The organism is Streptomyces sp. NPDC033178, assembly GCF_055577685.1.
The window spans coordinates 46,511-62,985 of sequence record NZ_JBVIPT010000007.1 but is presented as its reverse complement, the minus strand read 5'-3'; the positions used below and the strand labels follow the sequence as shown (position 1 = coordinate 62,985).

Annotated in this window: 15 protein-coding genes; 8 read left to right on the top strand and 7 right to left on the bottom strand. The window is 70.5% G+C overall.

Translation table 11 applies throughout. The annotated features are described in order from the left end of the window. Window positions 1-45: 45 nt before the first annotated feature. The 3 genes from ACZ5VQ_RS18755 to ACZ5VQ_RS18745 all read left to right on the top strand — a co-directional run bounded on the left by ACZ5VQ_RS18755 (window position 46) and on the right by ACZ5VQ_RS18745 (window position 2,515). Window positions 46-231 carry a hypothetical protein gene (locus tag ACZ5VQ_RS18755; protein ID WP_469105862.1) on the top strand — a complete coding sequence of 62 codons (186 nt, stop codon included), beginning with the start codon at window positions 46-48 and terminating at the stop codon, window positions 229-231. Between the two features lie 125 nt (window positions 232-356). Further along, window positions 357-1,088 carry a response regulator transcription factor gene (locus ACZ5VQ_RS18750; protein ID WP_469105861.1) on the top strand — a complete coding sequence of 244 codons (732 nt, stop codon included), beginning with the start codon at window positions 357-359 and terminating at the stop codon, window positions 1,086-1,088. Next, window positions 1,085-2,515 carry a sensor histidine kinase gene (locus ACZ5VQ_RS18745; RefSeq protein WP_469105860.1) on the top strand — a complete coding sequence of 477 codons (1,431 nt, stop codon included), beginning with the start codon at window positions 1,085-1,087 and terminating at the stop codon, window positions 2,513-2,515. The genes ACZ5VQ_RS18750 and ACZ5VQ_RS18745 overlap by 4 nt, the downstream gene beginning before the upstream one ends. 27 nt (window positions 2,516-2,542) lie before the next feature. On the opposite strand, the gene ACZ5VQ_RS18740 is transcribed toward ACZ5VQ_RS18745, so the two are convergent. Further along, on the bottom strand, window positions 2,543-3,661 hold the full coding sequence (locus tag ACZ5VQ_RS18740; protein WP_469105859.1) for a CU044_5270 family protein: 1,119 nt from the start codon (window positions 3,659-3,661) through the stop codon (window positions 2,543-2,545). After that, a complete protein-coding gene (locus ACZ5VQ_RS18735) occupies window positions 3,658-4,350 on the bottom strand; it encodes an RNA polymerase sigma factor (RefSeq protein WP_469105858.1) in 693 nt (230 codons plus the stop codon). The genes ACZ5VQ_RS18740 and ACZ5VQ_RS18735 overlap by 4 nt, the downstream gene beginning before the upstream one ends. Window positions 4,351-4,705: 355 nt before the next feature. On the opposite strand from ACZ5VQ_RS18735, the gene ACZ5VQ_RS18730 reads away from it, so the two are divergent. Next, a complete protein-coding gene (locus ACZ5VQ_RS18730) occupies window positions 4,706-5,869 on the top strand; it encodes a methyltransferase (protein ID WP_469105857.1) in 1,164 nt (387 codons plus the stop codon). Here the strand turns inward: ACZ5VQ_RS18730 and ACZ5VQ_RS18725 are convergent. After that, window positions 5,838-6,056, bottom strand: a complete 219-nt coding sequence (locus ACZ5VQ_RS18725) for a DUF397 domain-containing protein (protein WP_469105856.1) — start codon at window positions 6,054-6,056, stop codon at window positions 5,838-5,840. The genes ACZ5VQ_RS18730 and ACZ5VQ_RS18725 overlap by 32 nt on opposite strands. Beyond that, window positions 6,053-6,877, bottom strand: coding sequence for a helix-turn-helix domain-containing protein (locus ACZ5VQ_RS18720; protein WP_469105855.1), 825 nt, complete (start codon window positions 6,875-6,877; stop codon window positions 6,053-6,055). The genes ACZ5VQ_RS18725 and ACZ5VQ_RS18720 overlap by 4 nt, the downstream gene beginning before the upstream one ends. A 135-nt stretch (window positions 6,878-7,012) precedes the next feature. Here ACZ5VQ_RS18720 and ACZ5VQ_RS18715 point away from each other — a divergent pair, with 135 nt between their 5' ends. Next, complete coding sequence (locus tag ACZ5VQ_RS18715) at window positions 7,013-7,237, top strand: hypothetical protein (protein ID WP_469105854.1); 225 nt, start codon at window positions 7,013-7,015, stop codon at window positions 7,235-7,237. After that, window positions 7,234-7,536, top strand: coding sequence for a hypothetical protein (locus tag ACZ5VQ_RS18710; protein ID WP_469105853.1), 303 nt, complete (start codon window positions 7,234-7,236; stop codon window positions 7,534-7,536). Before ACZ5VQ_RS18715 ends, ACZ5VQ_RS18710 begins: the two co-directional genes overlap by 4 nt. A 43-nt stretch (window positions 7,537-7,579) precedes the next feature. On the opposite strand, the gene ACZ5VQ_RS18705 is transcribed toward ACZ5VQ_RS18710, so the two are convergent. Next, window positions 7,580-7,963 (bottom strand): hypothetical protein, encoded by a 384-nt coding sequence (locus ACZ5VQ_RS18705; RefSeq protein WP_469105852.1) that lies wholly within the window; start codon window positions 7,961-7,963, stop codon window positions 7,580-7,582. Continuing rightward, window positions 7,960-11,058, bottom strand: a complete 3,099-nt coding sequence (locus tag ACZ5VQ_RS18700) for an NACHT domain-containing protein (RefSeq protein ID WP_469105851.1) — start codon at window positions 11,056-11,058, stop codon at window positions 7,960-7,962. The genes ACZ5VQ_RS18705 and ACZ5VQ_RS18700 overlap by 4 nt, the downstream gene beginning before the upstream one ends. A 361-nt stretch (window positions 11,059-11,419) precedes the next feature. Between ACZ5VQ_RS18700 and ACZ5VQ_RS18695 the strand changes: the two genes are divergently transcribed. Further along, on the top strand, window positions 11,420-12,250 hold the full coding sequence (locus ACZ5VQ_RS18695) for an intradiol ring-cleavage dioxygenase (RefSeq protein WP_469105850.1): 831 nt from the start codon (window positions 11,420-11,422) through the stop codon (window positions 12,248-12,250). 88 nt (window positions 12,251-12,338) lie between these two features. Next, on the top strand, window positions 12,339-14,459 hold the full coding sequence (locus tag ACZ5VQ_RS18690) for a pectinesterase family protein (RefSeq protein WP_469105849.1): 2,121 nt from the start codon (window positions 12,339-12,341) through the stop codon (window positions 14,457-14,459). Window positions 14,460-14,571: 112 nt separating this feature from the next. Here the strand turns inward: ACZ5VQ_RS18690 and ACZ5VQ_RS18685 are convergent, their stop codons facing one another. Beyond that, window positions 14,572-16,350 (bottom strand): ABC transporter ATP-binding protein, encoded by a 1,779-nt coding sequence (locus ACZ5VQ_RS18685; protein ID WP_469105848.1) that lies wholly within the window; start codon window positions 16,348-16,350, stop codon window positions 14,572-14,574. Window positions 16,351-16,475: the final 125 nt, after the last annotated feature.

The following is a 16,475-nucleotide window of genomic DNA, read 5'->3' as shown; positions in this document are numbered from 1 at the left end:
CCCCTTCGAATCACCCCCTTCGCACCGACCCACCCGGAGTTCGTCATGAAGATCAGGAACGTCTCCCACACCCTCACGGGCGCCGACCCGGCCGCGTTCGCCCTGGCCCTCGAAGTGGCGTACGAGCTCCACGCGCCGGCGCCCCGCGCGCCCGAGGTGGCCCCCGCTGCCGCTCCGCGCGGCGCCCGCCGTGGTGCCGGCGCCCGCGTCGGCCGAACCGTACGAGGCTGACCCCTGCCGGGCCCACGGCCCGGCAGACGCTACGAGAACAGCCCTGAGCAGCCCTGAACAGCTCTGAACGTGCGAGGCTGAAAGCGCCCCGACCACGTCCCACCGCACCCGAGGAACTGACCGCGATGAGCCCCGCCGAAGGCGACCGTGAACCCCAGCGCATCCTGATCGTCGACGACGAGCCGGCCGTGCGCGAAGCACTCCAGCGCAGCCTCGCCTTCGAGGGTTACGACACCCAGGTCGCCGTCGACGGCGCGGACGCCCTGGAGAAGTCCACGGTGTACCAGCCCGACCTGGTCGTCCTCGACATCCAGATGCCGCGGATGGACGGCCTGACCGCCGCCCGCCGGATGCGCGGCGCGGGCACCACGACGCCGATCCTCATGCTGACCGCCCGCGACACGGTCGGCGACCGCGTCACCGGCCTCGACGCCGGCGCCGACGACTACCTGGTCAAGCCCTTCGAACTCGACGAACTCTTCGCCCGCGTACGGGCCCTGCTGCGCCGCAGCTCCTACGCCGCCGCGGCGGTCGGCGCCCCCGCGGACGACGCGCTCACCTTCGGCGACCTCCGCATGGACCTCGCGACGCGCGAGGTCACACGGGGTGGGCGGCCGGTCGAGCTGACCCGCACGGAGTTCACCCTGCTGGAGATGTTCCTCGCCCATCCGCGCCAGGTCCTCACCCGCGAGCAGATCCTGAAGGCGGTGTGGGGCTTCGACTTCGAGCCGTCCTCCAACTCCCTTGATGTGTACGTGATGTACCTGCGCCGGAAGACCGAGGCGGGCGGCGAGCCTCGTCTTGTGCACACGGTGCGGGGTGTGGGGTATGTGCTGCGGTCGGGTGGGGCGGAGTGAACAAGGCCGTCCGGCTGGTACGTGCCCTGCCGCTCCGGTCCCGGTTGTCACTGCTCACCGCCGCGGCGGTGGCCTTCGCCGTGGCGGCGGTCTCCGTGACGTGCTGGTTCATCGTCCGCGACCAGCTCTACAACCAGGTCGACGACCAGCTGCAGAGTGCGCAGGTCTCGCCGCCGCTGCTCCAGAGCATGTTGCGCAACTGTCAACTGTCCGAGCCGCAGGACCTCCAGCAGCCTCCGAGTTCCCCCATCGTCACGATCTTCTATTCGGACGGCTCCACCTGCACCAATCCGATCAACCCGACCGTCCCAGTGCAGGCCGCGGACCTGGCGGTGGCCAAGGGCACAACTCGTAGCGCCACGCACTCGGCCACTGCTGACGACGGTTCAGAGGTGCGCGTCTTCAGCCAGCAGGTCGTCGACCGCGAGACCGGACAGGTCCAAAGGGGCATCGCGGTGTCCATCGCCAAGCCTCTGAAGGACGTCACCAAACCACTGTCCTCGCTGGCCTGGACCCTGCTCATTGTCTCCGGCATCGGAGTCGTGGGAGCCGGAGCCGCAGGTCTCTGGATCGCCCGCGCCGGTCTCCGTCCCGTCGACAAGCTCACCGAAGCCGTCGAGCATGTGGCCCGTACCGAGGATCTCTCCATCCGGATCCCCATCGAGGAGGACAGCGAGGACGAGATCGCGCGCCTCTCCCGTTCCTTCAACTCGATGACGGCCTCGCTGGCGAACTCCCGCGAACTGCAACAACAGCTCATCGCCGACGCCGGTCACGAACTGCGAACCCCCCTCACCTCCCTCCGTACGAACATCGAGCTGCTCACCCGGAGCGAGGAGACGGGGCGGCCCATCCCCGAGGCGGACCGCAAGGCGCTGCTCGCGTCCGTGAAGGCGCAGATGACCGAACTGGCCGCGCTGATCGGGGACTTGCAGACACTGTCGCGGTCGGACGCGGGGACGCCGGCGGACCGCGTACAGGTGGTGTCGCTGCAGGACACCGTGGAGGCGGCCCTGCGCCGGGCCCGTCTGCGTGGCCCGGAGCTGACGATCACGGCGAACGTGGACCCCTGGTTCGTACGGGCGGAGCCCTCCGCGCTGGAGCGGGCCATCGTGAACATCCTCGACAACGCGGTGAAGTTCAGCCCCGAGGGCGGCACGGTCGACGTCACCCTCAAGGACGGCGAACTGACCGTACGGGACCACGGCCCGGGCATCCCCGCCGACGAGCTCCCCCACGTCTTCGACCGCTTCTGGCGCTCACCGAGTGCAAGGGCACTCCCCGGCTCGGGCCTCGGCCTGTCCATCGTGGCCCGTACGGTCCAACAGGCGGGCGGCGACGTGGCGTTGAGCCCGGCCGAGGGCGGCGGCACGGTGGCGACGATCCGGTTGCCCGGCGCACCGACACCGCCGCCCTCGCTGGACTGAGGCGGGCCCTTCCCCCGAGGGCCTGTCTCAGCCCGCCTGGGACGGGGTCTGCTTCATTCCGTCGACCACGGCACGGTTCTTGATGGCCATGGTGAAGTTCACCGTTCCGGGCTTGATCAGGACGCCCTCTTCCTTGAGCTGCTTCACCTGGACATTGCGCGCACCGAGGTAGACATGGGTCTTCTTGTCGAAGATCCACTCCTCGCGCTGCCCGCTGGTCTCGTCCAGCCGGGCCACCGCCACCCCGTGGCGACCGGCGGCGTCCACCGCGTCGTCGACGACGACCACGCCCGGGATCTTGGCGGCGGCCTCGAACAGCGCCGGGTAGAGCTCGGCCGGCGGGTAGCTCTCGGCGAGCAGGTCACCGATGGTGGCGAAGGCCTGCTGGTCGGGGGTGTTTCCCTGGCCCTTGGTCTCCTTGTAGATCTTGGCCAGCAGTGCGTCGGGGTCGGTGGTCAGCTTGGTCAGGTAGTCGTACGACGGGCTGCCCAGGTGCGCCTTCGGGGTGTTGCCCTGCTCGTCGGGCAGGCTCAGGGTCTCGCCCTCGGGGCTGTCGTTGACGGCGGGGTCGATCAGCCAGCCCTTGACGCCGTCCGGGGACTCCCACATCTGCCGGCGGTGCAGTTCGTGGCTGGCCAGGCTGGACTTGTCGTCGACGGTCTTCACGAAGGTGTCGGCCAGCACGGACTCGATGTAGATGTACTGGCCGGGCTTGACGGTCGGGTGGTCGCCCTCGGCCGCCGCCAGGGAGATCTGGTCGATCAGCTGGGGCACGCCCTTCGCGGACGCGGTACCGACGTCGGTGGTCAGGGCCGGTCCGGTGGCGACGCCGCTGTCCCGCACCCCGCTGCCGTCGCCGCCGACCGTCACCACTCCGGCGATGACCACCGCGGAGAGGGCGGCCGCCATCGCGGGCAGCGTGATCGCGGGGCGCGGCAGCCGGAATCGCCGGGCCTTCTGAGGGGCCGTCGCCGTCGCTGTGCGCTCTTCCCGCTGGACTTGCTGGGCCTGCTCGTGGATCTGGGCCATCAGACGCTCCTTGTGGAACTGGTGGCGGCCCGTCGGCAGGTCACGCGCCGTCTGGGACAGGAGCTGTGCGTCCTGGTCCCACTCGGCAGGGTGCTGCCGGGACGTGTTCGCGTTCATCGGTTTCCTTCCTGTGCGGGCCGGATCGCATTTACGTGATCGCCTCTTGTCTGTCGTACGGGGCGGGTGCCTTCCCGTTTTTCGCGAACTTTCTTGAACGCGATGTCGGCGGCAGGTCGTCCCAACTCCCCTTGATGCACGGCGAGTTGAGGCATCGCAAGCTGGGCCTCGGCGATCGAGCGCAGTTTCTTGCGGGCGCGGGAGAGGCGGGAGGCGACCGTCCCGACGGGAATGCCGAGCGCCTCCGCGGCGGCCTCGTAGTCCAGTCCCTCCCCCAGACAGAGCGTGATGACCTCGCGCTCCGGTCTGCGCAGGCTCGCGAGCGCGGTGAGGGCCGTGGCGAGCCGCTGCCGGTCGTCGACGCGGTCGGCGACCTCCTCGGCGTGGTCGGGCACGGCGAGCTCGGCCGCCGCGGCGGCGTTCGCGGCACGGCGGTAGCGCCGGTTGCTGCGGTACTGGTTGCGGGCCGTGTTCGTGGCGATGCCCAGCAGCCAGGGCCGCAGCGAGCCGCCCTCCGGGTCGACCCTGTCGCGCAGCTTCCACGCCTCCATGAAGGTCGCGGCCATCACGTCCTCGGCCGTCGACCAGTCCGCGGTCAGCCGGAAGGCGTGGTTGTAGACCGCACGGGCGTACGCGTCGAAGAGTTCGGCGAAGGCGCTCGAATCCCCGGCCCGTATCCGGGTTCGCATATGAGTGGTCACCTCTATGAGCTGTACGGCGGGAGGGGCCGCCTTCCCGTGAGCTGCGTCACAGGGAAGGCGGGGCCCGGTTTGCCCGCGGGGCGAGGCCCGTGCGAGTCTCGGGCATCATCTCTCCGAAAGGCTGACCGCGATGCTCGGCATGGTTCCAGGTCTGGTCCTCGGCGACTTCCCCTCCCGCGCTTCGACGCGGGAGCGGTAGCCCCCTTCCTGCCCGACCTACGAGCCCGTACCGCGCGATACCGCGAGACGGGCCGTCTGCCACGCACGGCGGCTTCCCACTTCCCCGGCTCCTCGTCGAAGTGCTCTTCGTGCCCACCGCACGTTCGAACACGAGGAGTACGTCGTGTCCACGACGCCCACGATCAACTGGTCCGAAGACCAGTCTGCCCGCCCCGCCCAGCCTGCCCAACCTGCCCGATCCGCCCACTGGCACTCGGAGAGCTTCGCTCCGCCTCCCCGCCGGGTCGTGGTCGCCGACGACCGAACGAAAGCCGGTACGGCCTACCAACTGGCCTGCGAGGGAACGGCGTTGCTGTGGCAGGGGGACTTCCACAACGCGCGCCAGCTGCTCCAGGCGATGGGCCGCCGCATCGACCGGAAGTCGAACCCCGCCCGGCCCGATGCGACCCCCGCCGAGTCCTTCCACCTCCACCGCCGGGCCCGCGGCCACCGCGCCCGCGTACTGGGCAAACTCCTGGTCCTGCTGGAGGACGAGCACTCCCTGACCCTGCGCCGAGCACCCGACGTACGCCGGGCATGCACCGAGGCGTACGGACCACCGCGGGGCGAACGAGCGGTCTCCCTCACGGAGTTGCTGGGTGTCATAGGGGCACATCAGTGGCGTGAGAGGGGTGTGGAGGTACCGGCCCTGGGAGCCGGCGACCGCATCCATCCCCACTACGGCGTGTTCTCCCCGGTCAGAGGTGAGTACATCGACCTGGTGGCACAGGCACCGCTGCCCGCGAACCCGCGTACGGCGTTCGACCTCGGTACGGGAACGGGGGTGCTGGCCGCCGTACTGGCCCGACGGGGCCTCTCCCACGTCGTGGCGACCGACATCAGCCCGCGCGCGCTGGCCTGCGCCCGCGAGAACGCCGACCGGCTGGGCCTCGCCGACCGTATCGAGGTCACCGGCCCCGGCCTCTACCCCGAGGGCCGCGCCGACCTGGTGGTCTGCAACCCGCCCTGGCTCCCCGCCCGTCCGACCTCGACCGTCGAACAGGGCGTCTACGACCCGGACGGCACGATGCTCCACGGTTTCCTGCACGGCCTGGCCGCCCACCTCAACCCAGGAGGCGAGGGCTGGCTCGTCCTGTCCGACCTGGCGGAACACCTGGGCCTCAGAACACGCGAGGACCTGCTGACCGCCATCACCACGGCGGGCCTACGCGTGACGGACCGCCTCGACACGAGCCCCCACCACCCCCGGGCCCGGGACACCACGGACCCGCTACACCACGCCCGCGCCGCCGAAGTCACTTCGCTGTGGCGCCTGATCCCCAACTGACGTTCCCGAGGAAGAGGGCCCAGGGCTCCGCCCGGAAGACCAGGGCGGGGCCCTGCGGGAACTTGCTGTCGCGCACGGGGACCATGCCGGGGTAGCCGTCGGCGACCTCGACGCAGTCGTTGTCTCCTCCCTCGCTGTAGCTCGACTTGCGCCATATCGCAGTGCTGAGATCGAGGGTGCGCGTCATGATCTGTGCTCCTCCAGTACGTCCCTGATGAACGTCAGCGAGTCCGACGGTGACAGCGCCAGGTCGCGCAGCCGATCGTAGGACAGTCGGAGCCGCAGGACCTCGTCCGGATCCTCGGCCAACTCACTGCATCCGTTGCCTTCCTTGTAGGCAACAGCGCTTCCGTCCTTCTGCCAGAGCAGCGTTAGCGAACCCGTCATGTGGTGGTGAACTCCCGCTGAGAACGGCAGCACTTGGAGCGCCACATTGGGCCACGCCGCAACGACCTCAAGGTGAAGCAGCTGCTCAGTCCAGGTCTTGGCGCGGGCAGTCGGACGCCGGAACGCGCACTCGTCCACGATGATCCGGACATCGGGCTCCGGACTCTGCCGCAGCAGGTACTGCCGCCCAATGCGCGCCGCCACCCGCTCCTCCACCAGATCTTCACCGTCAGCCGTTGTCTGGGCCCCAGACAACACCTCGCGGGCGAAATCCTCTGTTTGCAGGAGGCCGGGCACAGCCGGGGTGAACTTCCACATGATCCGCGCCGTCGACTCCAGCCGCATGAACCTCTTGTACTGATCCTTGAACGCGTCCAGCCGCGTCACCCTCCAGTGGCTGACCAGCAGGTCACCGGCCTTGTAATACGCGTCCAAGTCCTCCATGACCGTCATTTTGGACAGCCGCTCACCCGACTCCAACCGGGACAGATAGCTCTTGTCGTACCCGGTCTCATCAGCCAACTGCCCGAGCGATTTGCCCGCCCTCTCTCGGAGATACCGAAGCGTCCGGCCGAGCACAGCCCGACCCGTCTCCTGCTCACCGTCAACCTGTTCGCCCACCGTCACCCCTAACCGTTGCCTGGCGCTCCAGACAACACCGACCCCCTTCCGCAGCGTACGACCCAGCAGTGACGATCGAGACACGAACGGTAATCACCGCTCGTCAAAGACCCCGTGTCCAGAAGGAGCACTGCCATGGGCGGACTCGTCACAACCCTCTGCGAGTTGCTGTTGCGCGTACTGCTGCCCGCCAGGGGCCGCCATCGGGCGAGGCCCACCACCGCCCCGCCCGACAGGCGCGAGGCGTGGGCGCCCGCCGCACCCGTATGCCGGTGCCAACTCACCTACGGGGCAAGGACCTTCGCGTGGGACACACCCCTCGTGCGCCCGTATCTCCATGACGTGGAGGTGTCCGCGTGACGGGCCCACTGCGCCTGCTGCCATGGACGACCCCCGAGGGCAAGCCCTGTTATCTGAGTACCGACAGCGAGGAGAGCAGGCTCTCCCGGCTCGCGGACGACCTGGAGGCGGCGCAACTGGACTCCGGCGAACAGGTCATTACGGGAGCCAGAGCCGTACTCGCCGACCCCGAGGCGGGCGACCGCGCCGTGCGCTTCGCGCTCACCAGGGCGGTGGAGTGCCTGGGAGACGTACTCCGTATCGCGGTCAGCCGGGGTGCGCGTATCGGGGGCGGCAAGGACGAGGGCAACGAGTGGTGACACGGCCGGCGGGCGATGCCAGGCTAAGTCGTGGCCGGCCCTCTCACTGCCCCCGCCTCCGGTCCGCTCTGAGTACCAGCCCCGCGAACGCGGCCACACTCGCGCCGAAGACGCCCGCCGCGAAGGCCGGGGCGTCATGGTCCACGAGGTGCTTCGTGAGCCAGAAGACGCCGGTGATGCCCGTGCCTCCCAGTACCGCGCCGAACATCCGGAAGCGGACCTCGACCCGGTCCAGCCAGCGTCGGTGTTCGTAGTCCGCCTCGACCTGGCGCAGCATCCTCTCCGCGCTTCCCGGTACGGCCGTCTCCCAGGAGTCGATCTGCTGCTCGACGGGAAGATCGCGCCAGCTGCTTCTGGTGTCCGGGGTCGCCTCCGGCCCGGGAGAGGCGGCGGGCGAGGGAACGGGAGCAGGCGTGGGCTCGCTCATCGGGTGCCTCCCGTGGGCGGTGGGCCGAGGCGGTTGTACGCGTCGTGCAGGTGTTCGTCCCTCGTCGACCGGTCGGGCGGTACGGCCGTGGAGCGGGGTCCGAGCAACGTGGCCGCGCTGATGACACCCGCGACGAAGGCCTCGCCTCTGCGCGGGCCGCTCCGGTGCGCGGGCTCGCCTCCCGGCGGGGCACCGGAGACGGGGAGAGAGGCGGCGGAGAGAAGGCTCCTACGGCGACGGGTCAACGCCCCCGTGCCCGCCGTCGCCGCCGTCGCCGATGTCGCCGCGAGGCTCTGCTGGAGGCGCAGGTGGCGGAACTCGTAGTGGGCGCCCGACTGGCGCAGCACTCCCCGGCGGTGGGCCTCATCGAGGAACCCCATCAGCCGCCAGGGCGCCCGTCCGGTCAGGGCCAGCCAGATCCTGGCCGAGCCGAGCCGGCCCCAGGCGCTCAGCGCGAGCGAGGACGTACCGACCTGGACCCACACCTCGGTGTGCATGGTGCCCAGCGTGCTGCCGGGTGGCATCGCCGAGATCAGCACCAGGCAGACCCCGCCCGCGAGGAGGGCGGCGATCGCGCTCCTCGCGAGAGTGGCGTCGCGGTCGGTGCGCAGGGTGCTGCGCGGGCCGGCCGCACGCATGGTGTCGGACGGGGTGTTCAGGGCGCGGTAGACACCGGAGGCGCAACCGCCGATGGCACCGATGAGCACGCCGAAGGCCACGAAGGGCGCCACCGCGTCGAGGACGACGGTCCCGACCGGACGGTGTACGAGCCAGAGTTCGGCCTCGTAGGGCAGGGCGACCACCACGTTGTGGGCGTCGACGGCTCTGCCCTTCCAGTCGCCGCCGCCCGGCCAGACGATCACCCAGTCGTCCTGCTTCTCCTCGATCCGTACCGTCCCCGTGAACTTCCCGACCTCGTTGTCCGAGTGGATCCGGGCACCCTTCTTCACGGCGAACGGCCTGTCGAGTCCCGTACGCCCCACCAGCAGGTACTCCTCCCGCACGGTCGAGCGGACCGAGCGATCACCCTTGTCCGTCTCCTGGAGCCGCCAGCCCTCGATCATCTCGCCGGCCACGCGCGGGTCGGCCGAGTGGATCCGGTACGCGGCGAAGGCACCGGTGACGCAGCCGACGAGCGCCCCCACGCAGACGCCGATGAGTGTGCAGGCGACGAATCCCCGGAGCAGTCCCCTCCTGAAGCCGCGCAGCACGGCGGCCGGGCCTGTGTACGGAGCCGCCGTCCGCTCCCCGCGCCGCACCCCGGCCAGGAAGAGCAGCAGCCCGGCCGCGAGACAGGTGATGGCAGGCACCGCCTCCCTCGCGTAACCGTAGATCGCGAGACCGACGAAGAAGACGAGGGCCCCCAACGCGCGCACGGCCCGTGGACCGCCCGGACTGCCCGCCCACGGCAGGCCCAGCGGGAGGGGGCGTCGGGGCAGACCGGCGACGCCGAACATCATCGACAGAATCAGCCCGAAACAACAGCCGTTGAGGAACCAGGCGGGTCTCGGTGTGAGCACGGCGCCGAGCCGGGAGCCGACCAGGGGCGGGACGAGCAGCCCCATGGCCACCGCGACGACCGTGGCGGCGCCGGCCATCCTCAGGGCCATCCGCGTCAACTGGCGTGGCCCGTGCAGGGCTTGCGCCGTGGCGGGCAGCAGCCGGGCGAGTCCGAAGCACAGGCCCAGCAGAATGCCCGCGTAGTTGAGGACGGTCGACAGCCTGCTGTCCCAGTTCGCGACCACACCGGGCCCGTACTCGGCCAGCGGCACCAGCAGCGCGGCCGAGGCGGCCAGCGCCATGACGGCGGGACCGATCACGCGCAGCGCCCGGGGCATCGCCGCCGGGAACTCCCACCAGGTCAGCCGGCCGGTGCCGGCACCGAGGTCGCGGGCGAGGCGGCGGAGCCAGCCGTGAGCCGCGTCCGGGCTCCAGGTGCCGCCCGCCTCACCGAAGGCGGCCGGGACGAAGGCGTCGAGCAGGTGTTCCTCGACGTGGGCCGCCGTGGGAAAGCGTGCCGGATCCCGGAGTTCGGCCGGGTCACGGGAGGCGTCCCCGTACACCGTGCGGGCCAGCGCCACCATCAGCGGTGAGCCCATGACCTCAGCAAGGGGCGGGGGCGGGTCTCGCAGAACCGGCGTCCAGGGGGTGGAGCCGCGGCCGTCCGGTCGCGCGGTCCTCTCCAGATAGCGGCGCGCGGTGGCGAGGTCCAGCGGTCGCAGCTGTACGACTTCGGCGGCGGTCAGCACGTCGCCGCCGTGCATGGCCCGGTCCCAGACCCCGGTGCGGCAGGTGAGCAGGACGGGCAGGCGTTCGTCGAGTTCGGCGTTGAGGCGCCGCAGCGCCAGCTCGTGCGCCGGGTCGGGAAGCTCGTCGAACCCGTCGAGTACGGGCGACAGGAGCCCGGCGTCCAGCAGTTCGCGAGCCATCGTGCGCCGCCCGGCGACAGTGGCCAGCGGCGGGTACTCCGCGGCCAGCCGCTCGGCCAGCCAGTCGCGCAGGCCGACGGACCCGGGATCCCAGCCCGCCAGGGGGAACAGCACCGGCACCGGGTCGCCCGGCTCCCGGGCGGCGAGCGCCCCGAGCACGAACCGCACGGCGAGGACGGTCTTGCCCGCGCCCGGCTCCCCCAGCACGACCAGCCGCCCGGAGGGCAGCGCGCGGAACGTCTCGACGATCCGGTCGAGCCGCTGGTCGCCGTCGCGCGGCTCCGGCAGCGTGGTCCCGGGCCGGATGTTGTCCTCGTGGTCGGCGAGCGGCGGACCGACCCTGGACCAGTGGACGTTCAGCGGCTCCGGGTCCTGCAACCGGCGTCGTCGGGCCTCCTCCTCCCACTGGGCCCGTACCACGTCGGCGAGTTCGTCGGCCGCCCGCTGACGTCGGTCGGCGCCGGTGCCGGTGTCCGCCGGCTCGCGCAGCAGGTCGGCGAGGAAGGCGCAGACCGAGACGACCGCCGAGACGGCGGAGATCCACATCGACGTCCCGTCGGGACCGTCGCCGCGGGCCAGCGCGACGGCCAGCGCGAGCAGCGCCGCGGCGGCCATGCCAAGACCGACCCGCCGCTGTACCCGTACCTCCCGCAGTGGTACCCGCATGACCCGACCCCCGTGCCCCGACCCGTCGTCCGAAAGGTGAACGACGAGGCGGGCGGCCATGTACCGGCCGTGGAGGCAGGCGCACGGGAGCATGCCGGGAGCACATCGCGGTGCCGGGCACACGGCGTGCCGCACCGAGCTGCCATCTCGTCCGGGGGATGAGCCTGCCCCGCCCTTCCGATTCGCCCCCTCAGCCGACGAACAGCCGCCCCATGGATACCCCACAGGCAATGCGCCTACTGTCACTTTCAAGCAGCGGGCGGCACGGGCGCGGAAGCGGCCGTGGAAGCCGCCGTGAACAGGCGCAGGCACAGGTACAGACACAGGCACAGACACAGGCACAGGCACAGGGAGAGCAGCCATGGGTGAAGAACTGCACGACCACGACAGAGGTCTCTCCTTCGACCTTCCGACGCTTCAGCGACGGAAGATGATCCGGCTGCTGGCCGGTGTCGGCCTGGTGCCGCTGGTGGGATGCAGCAGCGACGACTCGGACGGCTCGGCCTCCTCGTCCGACCCCTCCACGAGTTCCTCCTCCTCCGCCGCCTCCTCCGGGAGCGCCGAGTGCGAGACCATCCCCGGCGAGACGGCCGGCCCGTACCCCGGTGACGGTTCCAACGGGGTGAACGTCCTGAAGGAGAGCGGTGTCGTCCGCAAGGACATCACCTCCAGTTTCGGGTCGGCGAGCGGCAAGGCGGAGGGTGTGCCGCTGACGGTCACCCTCACCGTCGTCGATGCCGCCTCGGGCTGCGGTACGCCCAAGGAGGGTGCCGCCGTCTACCTCTGGCACTGCGACCGGGACGGCAACTACTCCCTCTACTCGGAGGGCGTCACCGAGGAGAACTACCTGCGCGGCGTCCAGGAGACCGACGCCAAGGGGCAGGTCACGTTCACCAGCATCTTCCCCGCCTGCTACACCGGCCGCTGGCCCCACATCCACTTCGAGGTGTACGACAGCCTGGAGGACGCCACCAACGCCACGTCCATCACGGCCACTTCACAGCTCGCCTTCGCCAAGGACGTATGCGACACCGTGTACGCGACGGACGGCTACGACCGCAGCGTCCAGAACATGAGCCAGCTCTCCCTGGAGACCGACAACATCTTCAGCGACGGCTACGACCAGCAGCTGGCGACAACGAAGGGCAGCGTCGAGAAGGGCTACACGGCCACGCTCACTGTGCCGGTGTAGACCCGTATCAGCGGGCGGCAACCTTTCCGTGCGGGGCGGCGACTCACCAGCGATCGATTCCCCCACCCCGCACGGAAGGTACGCCCGCATGAGCGAGCGCCGCGGCAGGTCGACTGCCCGCCCCCGCCCCCGCCACCGCAGACGGAGGACCGCGCTGACGGTCGGCATCCCACTGGCCCTGACCGCCGCCGTGACCACGGCCTACGGCACCGGCCTCGGCGTCTTCGGCGAGGACGTCCGACAGACGGCGTCCGCCGCCACCGCGGCCACAAAGGCCACCGCGACCACCACCACGCCGGCCTGGGCCGCCGACACCGCCGACGGCTTCGCCTCCGTCAACGCGCTCGGCCAGAACGGCACTTACGGCGGCCGGGACGGCCGGACGGTCACCGTGAAGACCCTCGCCGACCTGGAGAAGTACGCGACCGCCGAGGAGCCGTACGTCATCGTCGTGGCCGCGGCGATCACCATGAACCCGGTCGGCAAGGAGATCAAGGTCAGGTCCGACAAGACCATCGTGGGCCGGGGCACGTCCGGGCAGATCGTCGGCGGCGGCTTCTTCCTCGGCACCGGTGTGCACAACGTGATCATCCGGAACCTGACGATCCGTGACTCCTACCAGGGCGTCTGGAACGACAAGGACCACGACTTCGACGCGGTCCAGATGGACGGCGCCCACCATGTGTGGATCGACCACAACGACCTGCGTCACATGGCCGACGGGCTCATCGACGTCCGCAAGGACAGCACGAACGTCACGGTGTCCTGGAACAAGTTCAGCGACAACAACAAGACCTTCGGCATCGGCTGGACCGAGAACCTCGTCACCGACATCACGATCCACCACAACTGGTTCCGCGAGACCGAGCAGCGCAACCCGTCCACGGACAACGCGGCCCACGCGCACCTCTACAACAACTTCCTTCAGGACGATCCGGGCACGACCATCAAGTCGTCCTACGGCAACTACTCGCGCGGCAACACGAAGATGGTCCTGGAGAACAGCTACTTCCAGGGCATGAACAACCCGGTCACCAAGGACTCCACGGCCTCGATCGTCCAGCGCGGCAACACTTTCTCCGGCACCAGCGGCCGCAACGAGAGCGGCGGCACGGCCTTCGATCCCAGGTCGTTCTACGGCTACACGCTGGACAGGACGGCGGACGTGCCCGCGCTGCTCACGGCCGGTACGGGTCCGCGTACGACGATCGGCACGGCGATCGGCACCGCCACAGCGGCAAGCACCAGGGCAGCGGCCGCCACCCTCACCGTGGCAAAGGACGGCTCGGGCCAGTACACAACCGTCCAGGCCGCCGTCGACGCCGTCCCCGCGAACAACCCCTCCCGCGTGGTGATCTCGGTCAAGCCGGGCACGTACCGCGAGACGGTCAAAGTGCCGGCGAACAAGCCGCACGTGACCATCCAGGGCGCGGGGGCGAGCCGCAAGGACACCGTCATCGTCTTCAACAACGCGGCCGGTACGGCGAAGCCCGGCGGCGGCACCTACGGCACGAGCGGCAGCGCGACCGTCGCCGTCGAGGCCGACGACTTCCAGGCCCGCAACCTGACCATCAACAACGACTTCGACGAGGCCAGGAACCAGGGCCTCAGCGGTCACCAGGCCGTGGCGCTGCGGACGGCCGCCGACCAGGTCCTCCTCGACGGGATCATCGTCGACGGCGACCAGGACACCCTGCTCCTGGACACCGCGGCCAAGGACAGGCTCGGCCGGGTCTACGTCACCAACTCCTATGTCAGCGGCAACGTCGACTTCGTCTTCGGCCGCGCGACCGCCGTGATCGACCAGTCCGTCATCACCCTGAAGAAGCGCTGGGACGGCACGTCGGCGGGCTACATCACCGCGCCCAGCACCGCCGCCGACCGCAAGGGCATCCTCATCAACCGCTCGGTCGTGAACGGTGACGTGTCCGCCGGGAGCTTCTTCCTCGGCCGCAACTGGCACGCGGGCGGCGACGCGACCCTGCGCCCGCAGACCACGGTCCGCAACTCCACGCTCAGCGCAGCGGTCAAGTCGACCCCGTGGTCGGACATGGGCGGCTTCTCCTGGAAGAACGACCGCTTCGCGGAGTACAGGAACACCGGCCCGGGCTCGGGCGCCGCGAGCGGCGACCGCCCGCAGCTGACCGACGCCCAGGCCACCGGCCAGGAGGTCGCGGACTGGCTGGGCACCTGGGACCCGACCGCCTGACGACGGCCCGCCGTCACGCCGTCACGCCGTCACGCCGGTCGACACCCGTCCGGCTGGGGAGTGCGAGCCATGAGCCGCTCCCCAGCCGGCGCCCCACCACCCCGCCACGCCCCTACGGGCACGGCTGCGGCAGCAGCAGCCTCATGGTCGTCTCCACGCCCGCCGGCATCGGCCCCGCGAGCCCCGCGTACACCCCTCCCCGCGCCATCAGTTCGTCGTGCGTGCCCTCCTCCACCAGCCGTCCGCCGTCCACGACGAGGATCCGGTCGGCGTCGGGGGCGAGGGTCAGATCATGGGTGATCATGACGGTCGTACGACCGGAGACAAGGCGCCGCAGCGGCTGTACGACCCGGCGGGCGGCGGGCCCGTCGAGTCCGGTGGTCGGTTCGTCGAGTACGAGGACGGGGGCGGCCCGCAGGATCGCGCGGGCGAGGGCGATGCGCTGGAGCTGGCCGCCGGAGAGGATGGCCGTGCCCGGGGCGATCTCCGTGTCGTACGCGTCCGGCAGCGCGCCGATGAACGCGTGGGCGTCGGCGTCCCGCGCGGCCCGTTCGATCTCCTCGTCGCTCGCGCCCGGCCGCCCGCACCCGATGTTCTCGCGGATCGTGCCGTGCAGGATCAGCGTCTCCTGGGGCAGCAGGGCGACGTTCTCGCGCAGGAACTCCAGAGGTACGTCCGTGAGCGGGACGCCGTCCAGGCAGATCACGCCCTCGGTGGGGTCGTAGAAGCGGGTCAGGAGCTTGGAGAGCGTCGACTTTCCGGCGCCGCTCGGGCCGGTGACCAGGACGAACTCGCCGGGTCCCGCGGTGAACGTCACGTCGTGCAGGCTGTCGCGCTCGGCACCCGGGTAGCGGAAGGAGGCGCCGTGGAAGCTGACCCAGCCGCGTACCGGCCATGGCCGGACCGGTTCGGCGGGGTCGGTGACGGCGGGCTCCGCGTCCAGGATCTCCTGGAGCCGCTGGGCGCCGGCCGTCGCGGCGGTCAGTGTCAGGCCGAGCTGGCCGAGGTCGCGGATCGGCGGGTAGAGGTAGCCGAGGAAGGCGGCGAAGGCGAGCAACTGGCCCAGCGACATGCGTCCTTGGGCGATCTCCCAGGCGCCGAGCCCGATCACCGCGAGCACGCACACCGTCTCGACGACCTCGACGAACTGCTCGTACAGCTCACTCGCGCGGGCGCCCCGCACACTGGCGCGCAGCCAGGCCCTGGCCTCACGGTCGAGGCGCTTCTCCTCGGCGCGGCGGCGGTTGTAGGCCTGGGTGAGCACGACGTTGCCCAGTGACTCCTCGACCACCGAGGTGATCGCGCCGTCGGCGGTGCGCTCGTCCTGGGCGGCGGTCCTGATCCGGCCGGCGAAGCGGCGGGCCGCGATGAGGAAGAGCGGGGCGAGGAGAAAGGTGACCAGGGCGAGGTCCCAGCGGAGCCATAGGGCGGCGGCGGAGTAGAAGAGCGCCGAGAACACGGCGGAGACCGTTCCCACGACCCCTGACACGACCATCTGCTCGATGGCCTCGACGTCACCCGTGAGCCGTTCGACCAGATCGCCCTGCCGGTGCTTCTGGAAGAAGTGCGGCGGCAGGTCCTGGACGTGCCGGAAGACGCTCGCGCGCAGCCGCAGGACGAATCTCTCGGCCGTCCAGACGGCGAGGGAGTTCCCGAGGTATCCGACGATCGCGCCGAGCACGGCGACGCCGAGCCAGGCCCCGGCCGGCCCCCAGAAGGCGGCGAGCGAACCGGCCTTCAGCGCGTGATCGGTCAGCTCCGCGAAGAGCAGGATCGAGGCCGTCTCCGCCAGCGCCGACACGATCACGCACGCGACGATCAGCAGCAACCATCTGCGGTCGCCGCGCGTCAACGGCCAGAACCGCGCGAATGCCTCCCTGACTTCCCGCATGCCGTCACATTCCCTTTCCTGATTACCTGGGTCGCTGTGTCGCTGAGTCGCCGGTTCCCGTCAACAGATGCGGAAAATGGCCGAGGCGGGGTCTCCGGAACGAATCCGGAGACCCCGCCTCGTGG